The organism is Sphingomonas sp., assembly GCF_041661825.1.
In the GTDB taxonomy this organism is placed as follows: Bacteria; Pseudomonadota; Alphaproteobacteria; order Sphingomonadales; family Sphingomonadaceae; genus Sphingomonas.
Genome location: NZ_JBAZTU010000002.1, coordinates 1,154,834 through 1,176,022, shown reverse-complemented (window position 1 = coordinate 1,176,022; position 21,189 = coordinate 1,154,834). Strand labels below are relative to the sequence as shown.

Below are 21,189 nucleotides of genomic sequence, written 5' to 3'. Positions count from 1 at the left end.
GAGGGTGAGGGCGATCTAGACGCAACACCTCACTGACAAGCCAGACACTCGTCATAGTCCTTCGACTCGACCTGGATCTCGCGCAGGTCGATCGTGTTGTCGGCCTCCACGCCCCCGGCGAAGCCCGCGCGCTGGATGCTCTTCGAGCGGAGGTAATAAAGCGACTTGATGCCCAGCTCCCACGCGCGGAAGTGGAGCATCAGCAGGTCCCATTTCTCGACATCGGCCGGGATGAACAGGTTCAGCGAGGCCGACTGGTCGATATAGGGCGTGCGGTCCGCGGCGAGCTCGATCAGCCAGCGCTGGTCGATCTCGAAGCTGGTCTTGTAGCAGTCCTTCTCCTCCTGGGTGAGGAAATCGAGATGCTGCACCGAACCGCCCTGTTCGAGGATCGAGTTCCACACCGCATCCGAGTTCTTCGACTTCTCGATGAGCAGCTTTTCCAGATACGGGTTGCGGATCGACCAGGAGCCCGAGAGCGTCTTGTGAGTATAGACGTTCGCCGGGATCGGCTCGATGCAGGCGCTGGTGCCGCCGCAGATGATGCTGATCGACGCGGTCGGCGCGATCGCCATCTTGCAGCTGAACCGCTCCATCACGCCCATGTCGGCCGCGTCGGGGCAGGGGCCGCGCTCGATCGCGAGCTGCATCGATGCTTCGTCGACCTGGGCCTTGATGTGCTTGAACATCTTCAGGTTCCAGCTCTTGGCCATCGCGCCTTCGAAGGCGAGGCCGCGGGCCTGCAAGAAACTGTGGAAGCCCATCACGCCGAGGCCGACCGAGCGCTCGCGCATCGCCGAATAGGCGGCATGCTCCATGCCCGGCTCGGCGCGGTCGATGAAATCCTGCAGGACATTGTCGAGGAAACGCATCACGTCCTCGATAAAGCCCTTCTCGCCCTTCCACTGATCCCAGGTCTCGAAGTTGAGCGAGGACAGGCAGCAGACCGCGGTGCGATCGTTACCGAGATGGTCCTTGCCGGTCGGGAGCGTGATTTCCGAGCACAGGTTCGAAGTCGAGACCTTGAGGCCGAGATCGCGGTGATGCTTGGGCATCGCCTTGTTCACATGATCCGAGAAGACGATGTAGGGCTCGCCCGTCGAGAGGCGAGTCTCGACCAGCTTCTGGAACAGCGAGCGCGCGTCGACCGTGGCGCGGGCCGAGCCGTCCTTGGGGCTGGTGAGGGTCCATTCCTCGCCGTTGCGGACTGCTTCCATGAAGGCATCGGTGATCAGCACGCCGTGGTGGAGGTTCAGCGCCTTGCGGTTGAAATCGCCCGAGGGTTTGCGGATCTCGAGGAATTCCTCGATCTCGGGATGCGAGATGTCGAGATAGACCGCGGCCGACCCGCGGCGCAGGCTGCCCTGGCTGATCGCCAGGGTAAGCGAATCCATCACACGGACGAACGGGATGATGCCGCTGGTCTTGCCGTTCAGGCCGACCGGCTCGCCGATGCCGCGGACGTTACCCCAATAGGTGCCGATGCCGCCGCCGCGCGAGGCGAGCCAGACATTCTCGTTCCAGGTGTCGACGATGCCGTTCAGGCTGTCGGGCACCGAGTTGAGGAAGCAGGAGATGGGCAGGCCGCGTCCGGTGCCGCCGTTCGAGAGAACGGGCGTCGCCGGCATGAACCACAGGCGCGAGATATAGTCATAGATGCGCTGCGCATGCGCGGCATCGTCGGCATAGGCCGAGGCCACGCGCACGAACAGGTCCTGATAGCGCTCGCCCGGGAGCAGATAGCGGTCGTTCAGCGTGTCCTTGCCGAAATCGGTGAGCAGCGCATCGCGCGAATGATCGACCTCGACCGGATAGAGCTGCTGCTTCACTTCCTTCGAATCGCCGCGGGTCGCCAGCTTGCGCTTCGCCCCCCCATTCTTGCTGGAGGTGTCGACAGGCGCGCTCGTGGCGGCTTCGATCGTGTCGGTGGCCATATTTACGCTTGCCTCCTGGGTATCTCTGAAATCCATCGCTCTGCCCCTGCTTTTTCCATCAAACATACACGACTGGTTTGCCTTGGCATTTGCCGCTGGCGTTCCCGGTCCGTTCGAATCGGGGGCGAACCCCCATGATACCATTTTCGAGGGCGCCCAAGGAGAACGAATTATGCCGTGCCCGCACCACAGGGTGCAGGGTGGAAGCATGCCGCAATATGGGGTCGCGGTTGTCGTTCTACCAGTTCTTGGGTTCGCCCCCGAACTCAACCCCAACAGATTGTGCCCATTCCGGCGGGGACGCAAGACGGTAAATGACAGTTAGGAGACTCGGTTCGTCGCTAATTTGAGTCGGTTCATGGCATCGACGAAACGGTGCAGTGCAGCGACGCGCGGAGTTCTGCGGGGTTCGTGAAAGGCAAGAGAACGAACACTGAACATGACTAAATTTTCACAATGGGCCGGGCGCGGCCATCGGCAACGCGACGATCGCGCGTAGCCCGCTGCCCGGTGCCGCCTCCAGCGCCAGGGTGCCGCCATGGAGTTCCGCCAGCTCGCGCACGATCGACAGGCCGAAACCGTGCCCGTCGCCGCGCTCGTCGAGTCGGCGGCCCGGGCGCAGCGCCTCGGCGCGGTCTTCGGTGGGGATGCCGGGGCCGTCATCCTCGATCGTGATTCGGGCGCGGCCGGTCGCGTCGGGCTCGGCCGTCAGGGCGATTCGGCTGGCCGCCCAGCGCCAGGCATTGTCGAGCAGGTTGCCGAGCAGCTCGTCCAGATCCTGCGGGTCGATCGCCAGGGCCAGGCCGGGCGGCACCGAGCGGGTGAAGGCGATGGCACGGTCGGCATGGATCCGCGCGAGCGCCCCGGCGACGCCGTCGATCGCTGGTTCCAGCGGGGTGCGGCGTCGCGTCCCGCCCGACGCGTCGGCGCGGGCGCGGCCGAGATGGTGGCGGATCGAGCGGTCGATGCGCGCAACCTCCGCCGCCATCGCGCCGTCCGGGTCGCGGCCCTGCTCGTCCAGGCGCAGCGCAAGCGCGGCGAGCGGGGTCTTCAGGCCGTGCGCGAGGTTCGCGACATGGCCGCGGGCATTGGCGAGCGCGGCGGCATTCTCGGCGAGCAGGGCGTTGAGTTCATCGGCGAGCGGCTTGAGTTCGGCAGGCTGGTCGGCGGGGACGGCCTCCGCCTGGCCCGTGCGAACCCGGGCGAGCGATTCCCTCAGGGTGGCAAGCGGGCGCAGGCCGAGGCGAAGCTGGACCAGCGTTGCCGCGCCAAGCGCCAGGCCGAGCAGAGCAAGCGAGCCGAGCAATGGCGTCATGGCGGCACGCAGCGGCCGCTCGACGATCTCGCGCGGCGCGGAGGCGGCGATGCGGACCGGGCCGGCGCTGGTCGGCACGGTGAGGCTGCGGGCATGACGCGCGCCGCCCTTCGCATCGCGCCAGTCGAGCGGCTGCGGTTCGCCTTCCTCGTGCCGACGGTGGCGGTGGCCGCGCAGATCGACGAGCGGGGGCTGCTCGATCTGAGGCAGGTCGGCCGAGGCGAGGGTGCCGGCGGGTGCGTCGATCCGCCAGCCCCAGCCCGAACCGGCCCGGTCGAACGGCGCGGGCGAGACGATGCGCGATCGATCCACCGTGCCGTCCGGGCCGACCGCGGTGGCGAGCAGCGCGACCTGGGCGTCGAGCCGCTGGTCGAGGCCCTGCATGACGAAGCGCTCCAGCACTGCGCCGATCGCCAGCGCGGCGAAGGCGAGCGCGGCGATCGTCGCCAGCGCCGCCAGGGCGGCGAGCCGGCCGAACAGCGAGCGCGGCATCAGCCTCATGGCAACGCCTCGGTCAGGCGATAGCCGCGGCCGCGCACCGTCTCGATCAGGTCGCGGCCGATTTTCCGCCGCAACCGGCCAATGATCACTTCGAGCGAGTTGGAATCGGGATCGGCATCGCTCTCATAAGCGTGTTCGAGCAGGTCGAGCCGGTCGATCACGGCTTCCTTGCGCAGCATCAGCGCGGAGAGCACGCGCCATTCGAGCGCGGTGAGGCGCAGCGGCAGGCGGTCGAGCTCGAACTGGCCGGTCTGCGCATCGAAGCGCAGCGGACCGCAGGCGATCAAGGCGGCGGAATGGCCGGCGGCGCGGCGGATCAGCGCGCGCAGGCGCATGACCAGCTCCTCCACACGGAACGGCTTGGTCAGATAATCGTCGGCGCCGGCGCGGAAGCCCTCGACCTTGTCGGACCAGCCGTCGCGCGCAGTGAGGATCAGCACCGGCAGGCCGCGCCCGGCGGCGCGCCACTCCTGCAGCACCGCAATGCCCGGCTTCACCGGCAGGCCAAGGTCGAGCACGGCGGCGTCATAGAGGCCGGTATCGCCGAGATGCGCGCCGTCCTCGCCATTGCCGGCGATATCGACCGCGAAATTCTCGGCGCGCAATGCCCGGGCAATACCGTCGGCGAGCGCCGAATCGTCCTCGACCAGCAAGATGCGCATCGGGGCTCCTTTCCGTCACCGCGCTAGGCTTGGTCCTTAAACCGAAACTGAACGGGGAGGTTCAGCGGGGCGTGGGCACGCACCGCTATCACGGCTTCAGTCGAAACCCATGGAGTGAAACCGAATGACCGAAGACATCGCCGCAAAACCCGCCCGCAAGCCGTCGCTTCGCACCACGCTTGCCGCCATCGCCCTGCTCGGTGCGGGCGGTGCGGTGGGTGCAACCGCGGCGCGCATGGCGGGCCCCTCGATCGAGGTCGCGCCGATCAACCCTGTCGCGATCGCCTCGCTCAAGGCCGGCGAGGGCCTTGTCACCGTGCGCGGCAAGGTGGGGGAGGTGTACGGATCGAACTTCATCCTGGCGGACGCCAGCGGGCGTACAATGGTGGAGGGCGGGCCGCGATCCGACTCGCTGGTTACGGCCGGAAGCTCGGTGACGGTGCAGGGCTGGAACCGGGGCGGCGTGTTGCGCGCGTCGTTCCTGGTCGGCGCCGACGGCAAGGTGACGGCGCTTGGGCCGATGGGGCATGGGCGTGGTGGTCACGGCGGACGTCATGGTGGGGCGGATGGGCCTGGTCGCGATGGGCCGGATCGTGACGGTCCCGATGGTCCGCCGCCGTCTGCTGCTGCAGCGCCGGCTGTTCCGGCACCGGTCGGCAACAGCGCGGGGTAATCACCAACCTCTCCTCCGTCATGCCGGACTTGTTCCGGCATCCATTCTGCGGCGAGGCGCAGCGCGGTTAGTCGGCCGCGGCGCTCGCGGACGGATGGACCCTGGAACAAGTCCGGGGTGACGGTAGTGGTGGGGGCAGGCCGAAGTTTAAGCCCCCTTGATCGCCTCATAGGCCGCCTGAAGCTGCATCGCGACGCTGGGCCGGCCGGTCGGCGGCGTGCCGAGATGCACGGTGCGCAGCTCGTCCATGAAATCCGCCCACATTGCCGGCCCGCCTTCCTCCAGCAATTGCGCGCGGATCGCCAGGTCGGGCGTGACCGGCAGATGCCGCCGCCCCCAGGCGCCGAGCTGCGCCATCAGCGGCACGAGCTGGATCGCCGGCTCGGTCAGGCTGTAGAAATGCTTCTGCTTGTGGCTGGGGTCGTCCGTGATGGCGAGGAAACCCGCCGCGACCAGCTTCTTCAGACGGTCGGCGAGGATGTTCGAGGCGATGCCTTCTTCCGACGCGCCGAGCAGCTCGCGGAAATGCCGGCGATTGCCGAACATGATGTCGCGGATGACGATCAGGCTCCAGCGATCGCCCAGCGCCTGGATGGTGAGGTTGATCGGACAGCCCGATCGTGGATCTTCGATATGGATCGTCATGACTGGTTGCAATGTAGGAGCAGTTCGCTAAAAGGCAACCAGTTTTGATTCGCAAGCGGTTTGCAAGGAGAGGATGATGACCAGGGTTCGCGTAAACGCGTATTCGATTTCGGTGGACGGGTTCGGCGCAGGTACCGAGCAGAGCCTGGCAAATCCCTTGGGTGTGCGTGGCGAGGAGCTTCATGGATGGGCTTTCGCCACCAGGACCTTTCGCACCATGTTCGGCGAGGAAGGCGGATCGGTCGGTATCGACGAAGGTTTTGCCGCCCGGTCGATGGAGGGCCTGGGCGCCTGGATCATGGGCCGCAACATGTTCGCGCACAGCCGCGGCGACTGGTCCGATGACGGCTGGAAAGGGTGGTGGGGCGACACGCCGCCTTATCATTGCCCGGTGTTCGTCCTCACCCATTATGCCCGCGCGCCGATCGAGATGAACGGCGGCACCGTCTTCCATTTCGTCACTGACGGGGCCGAGGAGGCGTTGCGGCTGGCACGCGAGGCGGCGGGCGACCGTGATATCCGCATCGGCGGCGGCGCCGCGACGATCCGGGAGTATCTGACTCTCGGGGCGATCGACGAAGCGCATCTGGCGATTTCGCCCGTGGTGCTGGGCAAGGGCGAACCGCTGTTCGCCGGGCTCGATCTGCCGGCGCTCGGCTATACCGTGGGCCAGCAGGTCCTGGGCGAGAACGCCACGCATATCGTGCTGACGAAGCAATAAGGAGAGACCGACATGACGCTCACGCTCTACGCCCACCCCTTGTCGTCCTATTGCCACAAGGCGCTGGTCGCCTTGTACGAGAACGACATCCCCTTCGACTACAAGCTGCTCGACGGCAGCGATCCCGTGGCGAGCGAATTCGCTGCCCTATGGCCGATGAAGCGCTTTCCCCTGCTCACGGACGGTGAGAGGATGGTGGCGGAAGCCACCGTGATCATCGAATATCTCGGCCTGCACTATCCCGGCCCGGTCAAGCTGATCCCCGACGATCCCGATGCGGCGATCGAGGTGCGCATGCTGGACCGGTTCTTCGACAATTATGTGATGAACAGCCAAAGCCGGGTCGTGTTCGACTTCATCCGCCCCGAGGGCAACCACGATGCCTATGGCGTTGCCGAGGCGAAGGCGATGCTGGACAACGCCTATGCCTGGCTCGACGGCTGGATGGAAGGCCGCGAATGGGCGGCGGGCGACGCGTTCAGCATGGCCGACTGCGCGGCGGCGCCGGGTCTGCTTTATGCCGACTGGACTCATGCGATCCCGAAAAAATATGCCAATGTCTGGGCGTACCGGACGCGCCTGCTGGCGCGGCCTTCCTACGCCAGGGCGCTGGATGAAGCGCGGCCGTACCGCCATTATTTCCCGCTGGGGGCGCCGACCGACCGGGATTGAGGAGCCACACCCGTCATGCCGGACTTGTTCCGGCATCCATTCTGCGGCCGGACGCAGCGCGCATGATTGGCCGCTACGTTTGCGGAAGGATGGCCCCGGAACAAGTCCGGCGTGACAATTAAGCCGACCGCTTCTGCTGCGGCGTTTGCGCAGACGGGGTCTGCGGATTGAGCCGTTCCATGTTGAAATGCTGGGCGAACTCCAGCCCCGCCTTGCCATCCGCAGCCCAGCGGATCTTGGCCGGGAACATCTGTTCCTCGAGCAGCTCGATCATGATCTCGAGCCCGATCGCTTCCTGGTCGACATCGATCCCGTCGATCATCGCGCCGGTCGAGGACATGTTGCGGATGCGGATCTCGCCCTGGACCTCGCCGGCGGTGATGCGCGCGTTGCGGATCATCGAATGGCGTGGGGCGCGGCTGACGCGGTAGCCCGATGCCGTTGCCATGCCGTCGGCCGCGGCAAGCTGCTTCAGCACTTCGACGGCGCGGGCCGGCTTGCCATAGACATAGCCCTGGATGTGGCTGCAGCCGAGATCGCGGATCAGCTGGATCTCGTCCTGCACCTCGACGCCCTCGGCGGTCGTCTCCATGCCCAGCGTGTCGGCCAGCGTCACGATCGCCTTGATGATCGCGGCGTTGCGGTTGCCCGCGATGGTGGCGCCGCGCACGAAGCTCTGGTCGATCTTGATCTTGTCGAACGGCGCCTTCTTCAGATAGCCGAGCGAGGAATAGCCAGTGCCGAAATCGTCGAGCGCCAGGCGCACGCCGATGCCCTTCAGCATCTTGAACATGTTCTCCGACGAAGCGGTCTCGTCGAGGAACACGCCCTCGGTGATCTCCAACTCGAGCCGCGCCGGCGCGATGCCCGATTTCGCGAGCGCGCTGGTGACGACCGTCGGCAGCGCCGGGTTGGCGAACTGGATCGGCGAGACGTTGACCGCGACGCGGATGTCCTTGGGCCAGGTCGCGGCTTCCATGCAGGCAGTGCGCAGCACCCACTCGCCGATCGACTCGATCAGCCCGCAATCCTCCGCGACCGGCACGAACTCCGCGGGCGAAACGGCGCCGCGGGTCGGGTGGTCCCAGCGGATCAGCGCTTCATAGCCGACGATCCGTTCGGTCTTGGTGCTGACCACCGGCTGATAAGCGACGTAGAACTGATCCTGCGCGAGCGCGTTGCGCAGATCGTCCTCGAGCTGCTTGCGGCTTTGCGCGCCGACCAGCAGCTCCTCGCGGAAGAAGCGGTGGATGCCGCGGCCATCGGCCTTGGCGGCGTAAAGCGCGAGATCGGCGTTGCGGATCAGCGTCTCCGCGTCGCGACCGTCCTCCGGCGCGATCGAGATGCCGATCGAACAGCCGATCGTGACCGAGGAGCCGTCGATGAAATAGGGCTGGGAAAGCGAAGCGATAATGGTGCGCGAAAGCTCGGCCAGCCGCTCGCGATTGGACTCGCTCGGTAGCACGACCTGGAATTCGTCGCCGCCCAGCCGACCGACCAGCCCGGCCTCGCCGACCGCGCGCTGCAGCCGCTGGCCGACCTGCTTGAGCAGGGCATCGCCCGACTGGTGCCCCATCGTGTCGTTGACTGCCTTGAACCGGTCGAGATCGAGCAGCAGCAACGACGTCGAGCGATAGGTGCCGGTTGGCTGGTTGAGCATCTGGTCGAGCGAGAGGCGCATGCGCTGGCGGTTGGCCAGGCCGGTCAGGCCGTCGAACAGCGCGAGGCGGGTGATTTCCGCATCGGCGCGGCGCCGCTCCGTCAGGTCGCTGCCACTGCCGATGAAGCCGTGAAAGCGGCCAAGCTCGTCGACGGTCGGCCGGCCGGAGATCGACCACCAGCGTTCCAGTTTGCCGATGCCGGCGGGGCGGACCGAATAATTGGAGAAGGCAGTGCGCGACGACAGGTGGAAGCCGAGCGTCCGCTCGGTTTCCGGCGAGGCGCTGTCCATCCGGAACAGGGTGGTCAGCATGGCGCCGATCGCGGGCGTTTCCTCGGAATCCAGCTCCTGCGCGACCTTGACTGACAAATAGGTCACCCGGCCATGGCGATCGGTTTGCCAGAACCACCCGGTGGTGTGGCCTTCGAATTCCTGGACGAGCCGCGAGGCCATCTTGCCCTGGGCCTCGGCCGCGCCGCGGTTGCCCGCAGTCGAGCGATCCAGGCGGGCGAGGCGATAGGTCGCGATGGACAGGCAAGCGAGGAAGGCGAAGGCGACGCCGCTCGCCATGCCGAAGCCCGATTGCATCGTGATCGTGGCGACCAACGCCGCCGCGAAGCCGATCGTCGCGGCGCGCACCGGATGCAGGACCACGACGAGGACGACGATCGTTGCGAAGATCGCGACGAAGCTGGCGAGCTGGCTGGTGCCGACGGGGAATTTCGCGCTGATGCCGAGCAGCGAAAAAAGCAGCACGGCGATCGCTGCGCCGATCAGGGTCATCGCGCGGACATGGGCGTGCGGCGAGGACTGGGCGAGCGCCGGAATCTTGAGCAGCGCCAGGGCGAAGACGCCGAGCCCGACGCCGATCGCGCCGCGCAGTTCGATACCGCGCAGCAGGTCGGGGCGGTCGAGCTGGAAGGCGCCGTACCAGAGCATGCCGGGCGCGGCGATGAGCGCCACCACCGCGAACAGCCAGGTGGCGGTGAGCTGATCGACCTGGGCGCGCAACGCGTCCAGATGCGAGTCACATGTCTCCCCGGTTGGAGCAAGATCGTCCCGGAACGCGCCGGCGGCCGAGGACAGGGCGCGAAAGGGGTGAAACGAGGCGATCATCCATTTTGGCTCTACTGGAAGAATCTTGCCAAATTCCTGCATGCAAGCGGGCCCCAGGAAATTTCTCCACCCCTTGGCCCCGCGCGGCGCGGCGCATAAGGCAGCGCGACTCATTTCACCGCACGGAACCGACATGACCACCATCATCCGCGAAGCCGATCTGATCGAGAGCGTGGCCGACGCGCTGCAGTTCATCAGCTATTATCACCCGATGGATTATATCCGCGCTTTGGGCGTTGCGTACGAGGCGGAGCAGAGTCCGGCGGCGAAGGATGCGATCGCCCAGATCCTGACCAACAGCCGCATGTGCGCCGAGGGTCACCGGCCGATCTGCCAGGATACCGGCATCGTCACCATATTCGTGAAATGGGGCCAGGACTGCCGGCTGGAGAGCGACAAGAGCCTGCAGGAAGTGGTCGATGAGGGCGTGCGTCGCGCCTATCTCCACCCGGAGAACAAGCTGCGCGCCTCGATCCTCGCCGATCCGGCCTTCACGCGCCGCAACACGAAGGACAATACGCCCAGCGTGCTGCACGTCGAGATGGTGCCCGGCAGCACGGTTTCGATCGATGTCGCGGCCAAGGGTGGCGGGTCCGAAAACAAGTCCAAATTCAAGATGATGAACCCCAGCGATTCGATCCTCGACTGGGTGCTCGAGATGATTCCCCAGATGGGCGCCGGCTGGTGCCCGCCGGGTATGCTCGGTATCGGCATTGGCGGCACCGCGGAAAAGGCGATGCTGCTCGCCAAGGAAAGCCTGATGGGCTCGATCGACATGGCGCAGCTCAAGCAGCGCGGCCCACGCAACGATATCGAGACCTTGCGCATCCAGATCTTCGACGCCGTCAACGCGCTCGGCATCGGCGCGCAGGGGCTGGGCGGGCTGTCGACGATCCTCGACGTGAAGATCTTCGACTGGCCGACTCATGCCGCCTCCAAGCCGGTGGCGATGATCCCCAATTGCGCCGCGACCCGCCACGCGCATTTCACGCTCGACGGATCGGGCCCGGTCTATCTCGAAGCGCCCAAGCTCGACGAATGGCCCGATGTGAACTGGCAACCCGATCAGGCGGCGATCCGGGTCGATCTCGACTCGCTGACGCCCGAAGTCGTGCAGAGCTGGAAGCATGGCGACCGGCTGCTGCTCAACGGCAAGATGCTCACTGGCCGCGACGCCGCGCACAAGCGGATCAAGGACATGCTCGATGCGGGTGAGCCGCTCCCGGTCGAGTTCAAGGGCCGGGTGATCTATTATGTCGGTCCGGTCGATCCGGTCGGCGAGGAAGTGGTCGGTCCCGCCGGCCCGACCACCGCGACCCGCATGGACAAGTTCACCCGCATGATGCTCGAACAGGGCCTGCTCGCGATGGTCGGCAAGGCCGAGCGCGGTCCGGCGGCGACCGAGGCGATCCGCGACCACAAGAGCGCTTACATGATGGCGGTCGGCGGCGCTGCCTATCTCGTCGCGCGCGCGATCAAGGGATCGAAGGTCGTGGGGTTCGAGGATCTCGGCATGGAGGCGATCTACGAGTTCGAGGTCAGCGATTTCCCGGTGACGGTCGCGGTCGACAGCGAAGGGCAGAATGTCCACCAGTTGGCGCCGCTCGTCTGGCGTGAGAAGATCGCGCGGGAGAAATTGCTGGAAGGCGTCTGACCCATGGCCCGAATCGTCCTTCAGTCTCCGCTCAGCCCGGCCGCGATCGCGACCAAGCTGAAGGAGGTGCTGGGCGATCGGACCGCCAGGCCCGTCAAGGGTGTGACGGGCAACGGCACGGAACAGGATATGACGCTGTTCTATTTCCGGCCGAACATCCAGAACAGCTTCCAGACCAGCCTGACCGCGACGATGGAGCCGGCCGGCGGCGGTACCCGGATTGAGGGCAAGATCGGCACGCCGGCCAGCGCGCGGGTCTTCATGGGCTGCTGGTTCGGGTTCCTGACGGTGTTCCTGGCGCTGGCCGGCGGCGGGACGATCGCATCGGGGGCACCGCTTGGAGCCATCGTGCCGTTCGTGGCGATCCCGCTCGTGATGATGGCGTTCGGGGCGCTGCTGTGGCGGCTTGGCACCTGGACCGCGAAGCAGGACGAGGCGGCGATCCTGGCGTTCCTGGCGACGACGCTAGCGGCGCGACCGCTGTCCGGGGCGTAAGTGACGACCCTATGAGAATCGGGAGCTGACGATGGCGAGCGCGGACCGGAAAGCGGGGAGCACCGGCGCACTGATCGCCACCGTGCTCGGATCGAGCGTCGCGATGATCGACGGGTCGGTGGTCAATGTCGCGCTACCGGCGATGGCGCGGGGCCTCGGCGCCGACAGCAGCGGCGTGCAGTGGATCGTCAACGGCTTCATGCTCCCCTTGTCGGCGCTGGTGCTGATCGGTGGCGCGCTGGCCGACGGGGTAGGGCGCAAGCGCACCTTCCTGTGGGGGCTGTTGGCGTTCGCCGTCACCACGCTCGGCTGCATGGCCGCGCCGACGCTCGGCTGGCTGATCGCCGCGCGGATCGGGCAGGGGATCGGTGCCGCCTTGCTGGTGCCGGCCAGCCTTGCGATCCTCGGCGCCGATTTCGAGGGCGAGGCGCGGGCCAAGGCGATCGGCACCTGGGCGGCGGCAGGTGCGATCGGCGGGGCGATCGGGCCGGTGCTGGGCGGCTGGCTGGTCGATCATGTCGGCTGGCGCTCGATCTTCGCGCTGATCCTGCCGATCGCGGCGGCGGCGTTCGTGATGGGCTGGCGCTACGTCCCGGGCGGGCATGATGAGGATGCGACTCCGCCCGACTGGTACGGCGCCGCACTCGCGACCGTCGGGCTCGGCCTGCTCGTCTGGGGGCTGACCCTGATGACCGCACACGACCGCGGGGCCGGCGCAGCGATGATCGCTGGCGGCACGATCGCGCTGGTCGCTTTCGTGGCGCTCGAGGCGCGGCTCGGTGATCGGGCGATGGTGCCGCTTGCGCTGTTCGGCACGCGAACCTTCACGGGCCTGACCTTGCTCACCTTCCTGCTTTACGCCGCGCTGGCGGGGTCGCTGTTGCTGCTGCCTTATCTGCTGATCGCGCGCGGCTGGAGCGCGGCGGCGGCGGGCACGACGATGCTGCCCCTGTCGCTGATCATGGGGCTCGGCTCACGCAGCGCCGGGGCGCTCGCGGCGAAGATCGGCGCCCGGCCGCTGCTGGCGATCGGGCCGATGGTGACCGGCGCCGGCTTCGCGCTGTTCGCGACCATGCCGGGTGAGGGGATCGATTATGTGCGGCATGTGCTGCCCGGCATGCTGCTGATCGGGATCGGCATGACCATCGCCGTCGCGCCGCTGACCACCACGGTGATGGCGGCGGTCGACCACCGCCACACCGGCGCCGCCTCCGGCGTCAACAACGCGACCGCACGAGTCGGCGGCATGATCGCGGTGGCGCTGATCGGGCTGGTGCTGACGGACGATGGGCGCGGCGTGTCGCTCGGCGCCTTCCACGGCGCGGCGATCGTGGCGGCGGTGATGGCGGTGGGGGCCGGGTTGTGCGGGTGGCTGTTGGTGCGGGTGAAGACGGTGTGATCATTCGTCCTCGATCGGCCGGGTCGTCCAGCTGACATAGAGTGTCGGCACGATCGAGCACAGCAAGAGCAGGTAGAAGGCGAGCATGCCCATCTCGACGATCAGGATCCACCGGTTCCAGCCTTGCAGCAACGCCAGCCCGGCCATTCCGATAAGCCCCAGGACCGCGACGCCGGTCGCGCTGGTCATCGTGGCGAAATAGGCATCGCGGCGCAGCGCACGGTCGCGCTCGTCGACGCCCTGGGTGGTGCCCCATGGCTTGACCGGCCCGAACCAGGTCAGGAACAGTGCGATGCCTTCGCCGATCCACAGCAATGTCGTGCCGAGGAAGATCCGATCGGGCAAGACGATCGTGAGTCCGAACCCGATCGTGGCGAGGACCAGCGCGATCATCGACGGCCAGCGCAGGTGGCGACGGCGCTGCTGGTCCTGCGCCAGCTGGCCGGTCAGCCGCGGGATGCCGGTCAGCTCGGCCAGGTCGTCCATCCGTGCGGCGAAACTCTTTTCGGTACGATACCCCATGCGCGTCACTCCGCGGCGTCGGCACGGCGCAGGGCGACCGCGACCGACTGGAAAGGCTGAAAGGAAAACAGATGCTCGACCGCCACGTCGAAATAGGCGGCGATCTTCATCGCAAGCTCCAGGCTCGGCTTATAGTCGCCGCGCTCCAGATAGCCGATCGTCTGCGGGTTGACGCCGACGGCATCGGCCAGCTCCCGGCGGGAGGTACCGCGCTCAGCCCGAAAGACGGCGATTCTATTATGAATATTCATTGATATGTTGTGTAAACACAACAATCCCTTGTTGCAATGTAAATAGTGCAGGCAGAGGTTCGCCCCTGGTCGGTTCGTCGCAAATGGCGGACGGCACTTCCGTGCGCGTCACCGATCAGTCGTCGATCGTCAGTGCGACCAGCCTCATGCTCGATTCCCGGTGGCCCCTTCGGGGAATATTGGCCATCCTCGCATGACATTTCCCCTTCGCTGTCAGCCGGATAGGCGTGCAGCATTGCATGACGGTCGAATATCGCTGTCCCAATGATGCACATCCGGAATGGATGGGCTTGGGCGTGGCGCGCGGCGGTGATATGCAGCGCGCACCGGGGGAGTAAGAACATTGACCGAGCGGGTCGCGCTGCGCGGATATGACACGACATTGGATCGCGCCGGGCTGTCGCTCGGGGCGGGCGGCCTGATGGGCGGCGTTTTCGCCAGCATCCTGGTCGCGATCGGCGGGCCGCCGTCACCGCTCGGGATCGCCGTCGGTTTCATCGTCGGCATCGTCATTACGGCGATGACGGCGGTGGCAGTCGCCGGGCCCCTGTGGCTCGTCGCGCATGCCGTCAACCGGCGCGGGCCGAGTACTGCCGCGCTGATCGGCGCCATTTCCGGCTTTGCGCTTTTTCTCGGCGGCCAGACCTATGGTTTCGGCCTGTTCGCCATGCCGCCGACCGATTCGCGTACCCTGATGTTCCGCTGGATCAGCGCGATCGCGACCAGCATCATCCTGGCGGGCATGTCGGCCGCGATCGGGCTGGTGATGTGGCGCGTCGCCTATCGGCGGATCTACTGACGATCCCGGGTCAGGCCCCGCCGACCCGGAACGCACAGATCTTGTTGCCGTCCGGATCGCGGAAATAGCCGCCGTAAAAGGCACGGGGACCTTCGTCGCCGCGCAGCCCGGGCGCACCCTCGTCCGAAGCGCCGAGTTCCATCGCCTTGCCGTGGAACGCGTCGACCTTCGCGCGCTCGTCCATCGGGATTGCGATCATCGCGCCGTTGCCCACGCTCGCCTCGCCGCCGTCATAGGGCCGGGTGATCACGATCCCCGGCGCGCCGAACCCCGTGCCGTACAGGGTGAAGCCGCCATGCTCCGGGACCTCGATCAGGCGCTTCGCACCGATCGTGCCGAACAGCGCGTCGTAGAAAGCATGAGCCCTGGGCAGATCATTCGTGCCGATCGTGACGTAACCGATCATATCGCTCTCCTGTCGTTCCTATTGGGTGCAGTCGCCCACGCGCTTGCCCGCCATCGTCATCCGCATCTTGAGCGAGGAGGGCGGGGCCGTACCCGCGCCAGGCAGTTTCATCGTCATGTCGATGACCATGTCCATCGCGGTCGGCTTGATCGTGCCGGTCATCTTGCCAGTGGCCTCCATGCCGCCATTGCTGCAGATCGCCGTGCCCGCGAGCGTGCCGGCGCTGGCCTGGACCCGCTCGAAGCGACACCCGCCCTGATCCTTTTGTACGGCCTTTGCGATATCCTCCTCGGCCTCTTCCTTGCTCATGCAGGCGCGGCGCGTGTCGATCTGCGGCCCCGCTTTCATCCGCTCGCCGATGCCGGGGGCCGGGGCGCCCTGCACGCCGAGCATCTCGACCTTGGTCACATATTCCCACTCGCCGGGCACGCGCGGCACGTTCTTCACCGGCACCGGCGCGATGGGCGTCGTGGCGTTGGCGGTGGTCGTTGTCGTCGCGGTTGAACCGTTCGCGGTCGGCGCAGGCTGGCTGCACGCGGCCAGCGACATCGCCGCGCCGGCGAGCAGGATATGGGCACGCATCGTCTATTCCCCCGTCAGTTCGTTCACATCGTGCAGGTCAGCACGGGCCGATGCGCCGGCCGATCGTATGAGTCTTCGTCGTCATCCGCATCTTGCCCGTCATCACCGACGTGCCGTTGATGTCGAGCGAGGTGGCCGTATAGCTGCCATTTGACGTCACTGTCATGGCGCCGGTGGCGAAGGCGCAGGTCATCACCCCGGTCAGCCGCCCGCCGCTCGCGTTGAAGCTGGTGTAGCGGCATTTGCCCTTGCTCGCTTCCATCACCCCGCGCGGGCCGGCCGCTGCCTGTTGCGGCGTGACGCAGGCGGTGACGACCTGGGCCGGCTGGCTGCGCATGCCGGCGACGACGCCGGGAGGGCCGCCCGGCATCTGCACGTCGAGAATCTTGACGGACGTCTGCCATTTGCCCGGCTGGATCGGCAGGCTGTCCGAGGCGGCCGAGAGGAGCAGAAGGGGTGCCGCGGCAAGGAATTTGTTCATCGCTCATACTCCGATGCGGAAGTGACACGCGACCAATCCCGTTCGTTGCGGGTTGGCGCCTTCCTCCCCATATTCACTGACTATGGCAATCCAGATTCGCACCAGCCTCGAAGAGCCCGAAACGGGCGTCAGCTTCGTTCCGCACCGCCCGGCGCGCCCGCCCAAGGCGGAGGGCGGCAAGAAGTTCAAGCTCGTCTCCGAATATACCCCGTCGGGCGACCAGCCGACCGCGATCGCCGAGCTGGTCGAACAGACCGAGGCGGGCGAGCGCGACCAGGTGCTGCTCGGCGTGACCGGCTCGGGCAAGACCTTCACCATGGCCAAGGTGATCGAGGCCGTGCAGCGCCCGGCTTTGGTGCTGGCCCCGAACAAGATCCTCGCGGCGCAGCTCTATGGCGAGTTCAAGAGCTTCTTCCCCGAGAATGCGGTCGAATATTTCGTCAGCTATTACGATTATTACCAGCCCGAGGCCTATGTGCCCCGGTCGGATACGTACATCGAGAAGGAAAGCTCGGTGAACGAATCGATCGACCGGATGCGGCATTCGGCGACGCGCGCGCTGCTGGAACGCGACGACGTGATCATCGTCGCCTCGGTCTCCTGCCTCTACGGCATCGGCTCGGTCGAGACCTATTCGGCGATGATCTTCGACCTGAAGAAAGGCCAGAGCGTCGACCAGCGCGAGATCGTGCGCAAGCTCGTGTCGCTCCAGTACAAGCGCAACGATGCGGCCTTCCAGCGCGGCAATTTCCGCGTGAAGGGCTCCAACCTGGAGATCTTCCCGTCGCATTATGAGGACACCGCGTGGCGCGTGTCCTTCTTCGGCGACGATATCGAGGAGATCGTCGAATTCGATCCGCTGACCGGCAAGAAGGTCGCGAGCCTCGACTATGTCCGCGTCTATGCCAACAGCCACTACGTCACGCCCGGCCCGACCTTGAAACAGGCGATGGAGGCGATCAAGCACGAGCTCGCCGAGCGGCTCAAGGAACTGGTGCCGGAAGGCAAGTTGCTCGAGGCGCAGCGGCTCGAGCAGCGCACCAATTTCGATCTCGAGATGATCGCGGCGACGGGCAGTTGCGCGGGCATCGAGAATTATTCGCGCTTCCTCACCGGCCGCATGCCCGGCGAGCCGCCGCCCACTTTGTTCGAATATCTGCCCGACAACGCTTTGCTGTTCGTCGACGAAAGTCATGTCACCATCGGCCAGATCAACGGCATGTCGCGCGGCGATCACCGCCGCAAACTCACGCTCGCCGAGTACGGCTTCCGTCTGCCCTCGGCGATCGACAACCGCCCTTTGCGCTTCAACGAATGGGAGGCGATGCGCCCCCAGACCACCTATGTCTCGGCCACGCCCGGCGGGTGGGAGATGGAGCAGACCGGCGGCGTCTTCGCCGAGCAGGTGATCCGCCCGACCGGGCTGATCGACCCGCCGATCGAGATCAAGCCGGTCGAAGAGCAGGTGCAGGACCTGATCGTCGAGGCGAAGAAGACGGCGGAGGCGGGGTATCGCACCCTGGTCACGACGCTCACCAAGCGCATGGCCGAGGATCTGACCGAGTTCATGCACGAGGCGGGCATCAAGGTCCGCTACATGCACTCCGACGTGGAAACCCTGGAGCGCATCGAGCTGATCCGCGACCTGCGGCTCGGCGTGTACGACGTGCTGGTCGGCATCAACCTGCTGCGCGAGGGGCTCGATATCCCCGAATGCGGGCTGGTCGCGATCCTCGATGCGGACAAGGAAGGCTTTCTGCGCTCGGAGACCTCGCTGATCCAGACCATCGGCCGCGCCGCCCGCAACGTCGACGGGCGCGTGATCCTTTATGCCGATCGCATCACGGGCTCGATGGAGCGCGCGATGAACGAGACCGCGCGTCGGCGCGAGAAGCAGCTTGTCTATAACGAGGCGCACGGCATCACCCCGACGACGATCCGCCGCAATATTGGCGACATCATCAAGGACGTGGCGAGCCGCGACCAGGTCACGATCGAGATCGACGAGGACCGCCCGCACATGGTCGGCCACAATCTGCGCGCCTATATCGAGGACCTCGAAAAACAGATGCGCGCGGCGGCGGCGGACCTGGAGTTCGAGACGGCCGGGCGCCTGCGCGACGAGATCCGTTCGCTGGAAGCGGAAGAACTCGGCCTCCCCGCCGACGAACACCGCGCGCCGGTGATGGGCCGCGCCAACGAGGGCAAGCCCGGGACACGCAAGACGCGGTACGGCAAGAGCCAGAAGATGCGTATGGGCGGCGGGCGGCGTTGAGGTTTCGCGCGGACTAGCCGCGGTTCTGAGACGAACTGCCATTCGAGGGAGTCGAGGCGGACGGGCGGGCATGCCTATTTTCGGGCGCCTGCGGTGGATTTATCTGATCCCAAAGCGGACGTTCGACACGCACGTGAGGTTTGACCGATATGTACCCGCTCGCGACATCCACTCCGATCTAGGCCGACCCGATAAGCCGCCGTCTGCTCGTGTTGGCGGTGGGTGGGTGCTGAGCCACTCTGAGCAATGGCGACAGCGGTCTCATGTCGTCAGTATGGATAAATCGACGCGACGAGCCCGCTTCGGTAGCCAGGCCAGCTTCATTCCTGATAGGACTGGCCCGTAGAATCTACGTCCTCATCCGGAGCGTTGATGTCCAGTATTCTTGCTGACCAAGCCCATAGACATCGTATCGGCCTGCTGATGGGGATTGCGGTCGCTTCAGTCATACTTTGGCAGACCATGATCGGCAGTCTTCTACTCTATCCATTCACCATTCTGGCAACCTGGTTTCACGAAATGGGCCATGGTGTCGCCGCCATGCTCACCGGCTCGCAGTTCGAACGCCTTCTGATCTTCCCCGATGGTTCTGGAGTCGCTCAATCGATGCGGCCCGCCGATGCTTCCGGACTGACAAATGCACTGATCGCGGCAAGTGGACCACTAGGACCTGCGATCGCCGGATCACTGCTGATTATCGCCTCGCGGACTGACAAGCTGACGCGCGCGGCGCTGGCGGTAGTGGGTTTGGCGTTGATCATCTCAACGGTCATCTGGGTGAGGACGCTTACCGGCTGGCTGATTCTTCCGGCATTGGGAATCGCGATCCTCGCGCTCGCAACGCGCGGTACGGCCGGTCAGCAGCGCTTCGGTATCCAGTTCCTTGGCGTTCAAGCCTGCATAAGCGTGTGGCAGCAATTCGGATATCTGTTCAGTTCCGGAGGAAGCGTCGGCGGCGAGCTGCATCGATCAGATACAAGCGCCATCGCCGACGCTCTGCTACTTCCCTACTGGTTCTGGGGCGCAGCGATCAGTGCGGCGATCATAGTTTTGTTGTGGTGGAGCTTCGCTGTCGCTTTTCGACGGTGATGCAAAAAGTCCTTGCGGGACATTCGATCGAGCACGCTCAACGGAAGGCGCGCAGTATCGCATGTCAAAAGGCAGCGCATTCCTGTTCCCGAGTCCCCAGACGGTGTTCCGGTGACACGTGCAACAACCCCTTTTCTCGGCCGGGTCACGGAGTTCAATGACGACTAGAATTGAGGGGTTGTTGCACGTGTCATCGGGACTGCATCCGGATTGCTCGCGTGCTCAGCCGTGTTACTAAGAGACGGGGAGCGGGGGAGATAGAAGATGGCGACTTTTGTCCTAGTGCACGGTGCCTGGCACGGCAGCTGGTGTTGGGCGCGGGTAAGGTGCGCGCTCCTCGATCAAGGGCATCGGGTATTTACCCCCACGCTCAGCGGCGTCGCGGAGCAAAGCCACGCGCTGTCGCCCGACATCGATCTCCAGCGGCACGTCGACGATGTCGCCAACCTGATCCGTTGGGAGGAACTCGATTCGGTGATCCTCTGCGGCCACTCTTATGGCGGTTGCGTAATCAGCGGCGTTGCCGAGGTGCTGCCCGATCGGATCGCTGCGCTGATCTATCTGGACGCCTTCCTGCTGGAAGACGGTGAAAGCCTCCATGACCTTCTCCCCGCCGAACACCGGGAAATGCAGCTCAGTCTTGCGAATGAGTTTGGGGAAGGCTGGCGCGTGCCCCCAATTCCGGCCGAAGTGTTCAACGTCAATGCGATGGACCGCGACTGGGTGGACCGGCAATGCACGCCGCAGCCGCTGGCCACCTTTCAGCAACGAATCCAGTTGAAGGGCGGGCCGTCGCAAATTTCGCGGAACCACTTCATCTATGCGTCGGATTGGGAAGGAACGCCGTTCGCCGCCTGTTATGACCGCGCGAAGGCGCGGGGCTGGACGACGAGCGAGATTGCGTGCGGTCACGACGTGATGCTCGACCGCCCCGACGCTCTCACATCAGAGTTGATCCGACTGGCCAGCGCCAACGGCTGATTGAACCTTGAGCGTTTGCTGGCGTCAGAACGGCGGCAAACGCAGTCGCGACCTGTCATCGATTGGCGGGCGGGCTTAGCCTGCCCGCTGGGCGCTAGAAGCAGGTGTCAGATCGATGTGAATGAGCGATCGTAATTGGGGAACGGAAAGTGCGACCCGAAAAACCACATGTGGGCCTGGAAGCTCGGCGAGCCAGTTGGATGAAAGTCCGCTTTCCCGCGAGCAGCGGCGCCAAAGGGGTCGGTCAGCAACCGGCCCAGTTTCAGCCACAACGCAGCGCGTGAATGAATGTCCGATGCTAGGAGGCGCTTTGGCCATCGCGACTGTCGGGTTTTGGGTCTTCCGACACTAGCGGG

20 protein-coding genes are annotated in these 21,189 nt (G+C 65.6%); 10 read left to right on the top strand and 10 right to left on the bottom strand.

Going from position 1 to position 21,189, the window contains the following annotated elements:
* Positions 1-29 precede the first annotated feature (29 nt).
* The 3 genes from WC729_RS12750 to WC729_RS12740 all read right to left on the bottom strand — a co-directional run bounded on the left by WC729_RS12750 (position 30) and on the right by WC729_RS12740 (position 4,412).
* Positions 30-1,970 carry a ribonucleoside-diphosphate reductase subunit alpha gene (locus WC729_RS12750; RefSeq protein ID WP_372853221.1) on the bottom strand — a complete coding sequence of 647 codons (1,941 nt, stop codon included), beginning with the start codon at positions 1,968-1,970 and terminating at the stop codon, positions 30-32.
* A gap of 415 nt (positions 1,971-2,385) precedes the next feature.
* Positions 2,386-3,750, bottom strand: a complete 1,365-nt coding sequence (locus tag WC729_RS12745; RefSeq protein WP_372853219.1) for a sensor histidine kinase — start codon at positions 3,748-3,750, stop codon at positions 2,386-2,388.
* Positions 3,747-4,412, bottom strand: a complete 666-nt coding sequence (locus WC729_RS12740; RefSeq protein WP_372853217.1) for a response regulator — start codon at positions 4,410-4,412, stop codon at positions 3,747-3,749. Before WC729_RS12740 ends, WC729_RS12745 begins: the two co-directional genes overlap by 4 nt.
* A gap of 124 nt (positions 4,413-4,536) precedes the next feature.
* On the opposite strand from WC729_RS12740, the gene WC729_RS12735 reads away from it, so the two are divergent.
* The gene (locus WC729_RS12735) at positions 4,537-5,085 is read left to right on the top strand and encodes a hypothetical protein (RefSeq protein ID WP_372853215.1); all 549 of its coding nucleotides are present in this window, start codon (positions 4,537-4,539) and stop codon (positions 5,083-5,085) included.
* A gap of 147 nt (positions 5,086-5,232) precedes the next feature.
* On the opposite strand, the gene WC729_RS12730 is transcribed toward WC729_RS12735, so the two are convergent.
* Positions 5,233-5,730: a winged helix-turn-helix transcriptional regulator gene (locus WC729_RS12730; protein WP_372853213.1), complete on the bottom strand. Its 498-nt coding sequence runs from the start codon at positions 5,728-5,730 to the stop codon at positions 5,233-5,235.
* Between the two features lie 76 nt (positions 5,731-5,806).
* Here WC729_RS12730 and WC729_RS12725 point away from each other — a divergent pair, with 76 nt between their 5' ends.
* On the top strand, positions 5,807-6,451 hold the full coding sequence (locus WC729_RS12725) for a dihydrofolate reductase family protein (RefSeq protein WP_372853211.1): 645 nt from the start codon (positions 5,807-5,809) through the stop codon (positions 6,449-6,451).
* 12 nt (positions 6,452-6,463) lie between these two features.
* A complete protein-coding gene (locus WC729_RS12720; protein WP_372853209.1) occupies positions 6,464-7,123 on the top strand; it encodes a glutathione S-transferase family protein in 660 nt (219 codons plus the stop codon).
* A 118-nt stretch (positions 7,124-7,241) separates the two neighbouring features.
* Here WC729_RS12720 and WC729_RS12715 read toward each other — a convergent pair whose 3' ends face one another.
* On the bottom strand, positions 7,242-9,899 hold the full coding sequence (locus WC729_RS12715) for a putative bifunctional diguanylate cyclase/phosphodiesterase (protein WP_372853207.1): 2,658 nt from the start codon (positions 9,897-9,899) through the stop codon (positions 7,242-7,244).
* Positions 9,900-10,032: 133 nt separating this feature from the next.
* On the opposite strand from WC729_RS12715, the gene WC729_RS12710 reads away from it, so the two are divergent.
* Genes WC729_RS12710 through WC729_RS12700 form a run of 3 tightly spaced genes read left to right on the top strand, consistent with a single transcriptional unit; the run spans position 10,033 to position 13,447 of the window.
* Positions 10,033-11,553, top strand: a complete 1,521-nt coding sequence (locus WC729_RS12710) for a fumarate hydratase (RefSeq protein ID WP_372853205.1) — start codon at positions 10,033-10,035, stop codon at positions 11,551-11,553.
* Between the two features lie 3 nt (positions 11,554-11,556).
* Positions 11,557-12,048, top strand: a complete 492-nt coding sequence (locus WC729_RS12705) for a hypothetical protein (RefSeq protein WP_372853203.1) — start codon at positions 11,557-11,559, stop codon at positions 12,046-12,048.
* 31 nt (positions 12,049-12,079) lie between these two features.
* A complete protein-coding gene (locus WC729_RS12700) occupies positions 12,080-13,447 on the top strand; it encodes an MFS transporter (protein ID WP_372853201.1) in 1,368 nt (455 codons plus the stop codon).
* Here WC729_RS12700 and WC729_RS12695 read toward each other — a convergent pair whose 3' ends face one another.
* Both WC729_RS12695 and WC729_RS12690 read right to left on the bottom strand, forming a co-directional pair.
* Positions 13,448-13,969, bottom strand: coding sequence for a hypothetical protein (locus WC729_RS12695; protein WP_372853199.1), 522 nt, complete (start codon positions 13,967-13,969; stop codon positions 13,448-13,450).
* Positions 13,970-13,974: 5 nt separating this feature from the next.
* A complete protein-coding gene (locus WC729_RS12690; protein ID WP_372853197.1) occupies positions 13,975-14,220 on the bottom strand; it encodes a helix-turn-helix transcriptional regulator in 246 nt (81 codons plus the stop codon).
* Between the two features lie 343 nt (positions 14,221-14,563).
* Here WC729_RS12690 and WC729_RS12685 point away from each other — a divergent pair, with 343 nt between their 5' ends.
* On the top strand, positions 14,564-15,019 hold the full coding sequence (locus WC729_RS12685; RefSeq protein WP_372853195.1) for a hypothetical protein: 456 nt from the start codon (positions 14,564-14,566) through the stop codon (positions 15,017-15,019).
* A 10-nt stretch (positions 15,020-15,029) separates the two neighbouring features.
* Here WC729_RS12685 and WC729_RS12680 read toward each other — a convergent pair whose 3' ends face one another.
* Genes WC729_RS12680 through WC729_RS12670 form a run of 3 tightly spaced genes read right to left on the bottom strand, consistent with a single transcriptional unit; the run spans position 15,030 to position 16,488 of the window.
* Entirely contained in the window at positions 15,030-15,425 is a 396-nt protein-coding gene (locus WC729_RS12680; protein WP_372853193.1) for a VOC family protein, read from the bottom strand.
* 18 nt (positions 15,426-15,443) lie between these two features.
* A complete protein-coding gene (locus WC729_RS12675; RefSeq protein WP_372853191.1) occupies positions 15,444-16,007 on the bottom strand; it encodes a DUF3617 domain-containing protein in 564 nt (187 codons plus the stop codon).
* Positions 16,008-16,044: 37 nt separating this feature from the next.
* The gene (locus tag WC729_RS12670) at positions 16,045-16,488 is read right to left on the bottom strand and encodes a DUF3617 domain-containing protein (protein WP_372853189.1); all 444 of its coding nucleotides are present in this window, start codon (positions 16,486-16,488) and stop codon (positions 16,045-16,047) included.
* An 82-nt stretch (positions 16,489-16,570) separates the two neighbouring features.
* Between WC729_RS12670 and uvrB the strand changes: the two genes are divergently transcribed.
* The 3 genes from uvrB (at position 16,571) to WC729_RS12655 (ending at position 20,833) form a co-directional block, all read left to right on the top strand.
* A complete protein-coding gene (gene uvrB, locus WC729_RS12665; protein ID WP_372853187.1) occupies positions 16,571-18,763 on the top strand; it encodes an excinuclease ABC subunit UvrB in 2,193 nt (730 codons plus the stop codon).
* Between the two features lie 372 nt (positions 18,764-19,135).
* On the top strand, positions 19,136-19,852 hold the full coding sequence (locus WC729_RS12660; protein ID WP_372853185.1) for a M50 family metallopeptidase: 717 nt from the start codon (positions 19,136-19,138) through the stop codon (positions 19,850-19,852).
* Positions 19,853-20,116: 264 nt separating this feature from the next.
* Positions 20,117-20,833, top strand: a complete 717-nt coding sequence (locus tag WC729_RS12655) for an alpha/beta fold hydrolase (protein WP_372853183.1) — start codon at positions 20,117-20,119, stop codon at positions 20,831-20,833.
* Positions 20,834-21,189 lie beyond the last annotated feature (356 nt).

What these genes read in the sequence shown, in the direction of transcription:
- WC729_RS12750 (WP_372853221.1), bottom strand. Translation starts at nt 1,970, where the DNA reads ATGGATTTCAGAGATACCCAGGAGGCAAGCGTAAATATGGCCACCGAC.
- WC729_RS12745 (WP_372853219.1), bottom strand. Translation starts at nt 3,750, where the DNA reads ATGAGGCTGATGCCGCGCTCGCTGTTCGGCCGGCTCGCCGCCCTGGCG.
- WC729_RS12740 (WP_372853217.1), bottom strand. Translation starts at nt 4,412, where the DNA reads ATGCGCATCTTGCTGGTCGAGGACGATTCGGCGCTCGCCGACGGTATT.
- WC729_RS12735 (WP_372853215.1), top strand. Translation starts at nt 4,537, where the DNA reads ATGACCGAAGACATCGCCGCAAAACCCGCCCGCAAGCCGTCGCTTCGC.
- WC729_RS12730 (WP_372853213.1), bottom strand. Translation starts at nt 5,730, where the DNA reads ATGACGATCCATATCGAAGATCCACGATCGGGCTGTCCGATCAACCTC.
- WC729_RS12725 (WP_372853211.1), top strand. Translation starts at nt 5,807, where the DNA reads ATGACCAGGGTTCGCGTAAACGCGTATTCGATTTCGGTGGACGGGTTC.
- WC729_RS12720 (WP_372853209.1), top strand. Translation starts at nt 6,464, where the DNA reads ATGACGCTCACGCTCTACGCCCACCCCTTGTCGTCCTATTGCCACAAG.
- WC729_RS12715 (WP_372853207.1), bottom strand. Translation starts at nt 9,899, where the DNA reads ATGATCGCCTCGTTTCACCCCTTTCGCGCCCTGTCCTCGGCCGCCGGC.
- WC729_RS12710 (WP_372853205.1), top strand. Translation starts at nt 10,033, where the DNA reads ATGACCACCATCATCCGCGAAGCCGATCTGATCGAGAGCGTGGCCGAC.
- WC729_RS12705 (WP_372853203.1), top strand. Translation starts at nt 11,557, where the DNA reads ATGGCCCGAATCGTCCTTCAGTCTCCGCTCAGCCCGGCCGCGATCGCG.
- WC729_RS12700 (WP_372853201.1), top strand. Translation starts at nt 12,080, where the DNA reads ATGGCGAGCGCGGACCGGAAAGCGGGGAGCACCGGCGCACTGATCGCC.
- WC729_RS12695 (WP_372853199.1), bottom strand. Translation starts at nt 13,969, where the DNA reads ATGGGGTATCGTACCGAAAAGAGTTTCGCCGCACGGATGGACGACCTG.
- WC729_RS12690 (WP_372853197.1), bottom strand. Translation starts at nt 14,220, where the DNA reads ATGAATATTCATAATAGAATCGCCGTCTTTCGGGCTGAGCGCGGTACC.
- WC729_RS12680 (WP_372853193.1), bottom strand. Translation starts at nt 15,425, where the DNA reads ATGATCGGTTACGTCACGATCGGCACGAATGATCTGCCCAGGGCTCAT.
- WC729_RS12675 (WP_372853191.1), bottom strand. Translation starts at nt 16,007, where the DNA reads ATGCGTGCCCATATCCTGCTCGCCGGCGCGGCGATGTCGCTGGCCGCG.
- WC729_RS12670 (WP_372853189.1), bottom strand. Translation starts at nt 16,488, where the DNA reads ATGAACAAATTCCTTGCCGCGGCACCCCTTCTGCTCCTCTCGGCCGCC.
- uvrB (WP_372853187.1), top strand. Translation starts at nt 16,571, where the DNA reads ATGGCAATCCAGATTCGCACCAGCCTCGAAGAGCCCGAAACGGGCGTC.
- WC729_RS12660 (WP_372853185.1), top strand. Translation starts at nt 19,136, where the DNA reads ATGTCCAGTATTCTTGCTGACCAAGCCCATAGACATCGTATCGGCCTG.
- WC729_RS12655 (WP_372853183.1), top strand. Translation starts at nt 20,117, where the DNA reads ATGGCGACTTTTGTCCTAGTGCACGGTGCCTGGCACGGCAGCTGGTGT.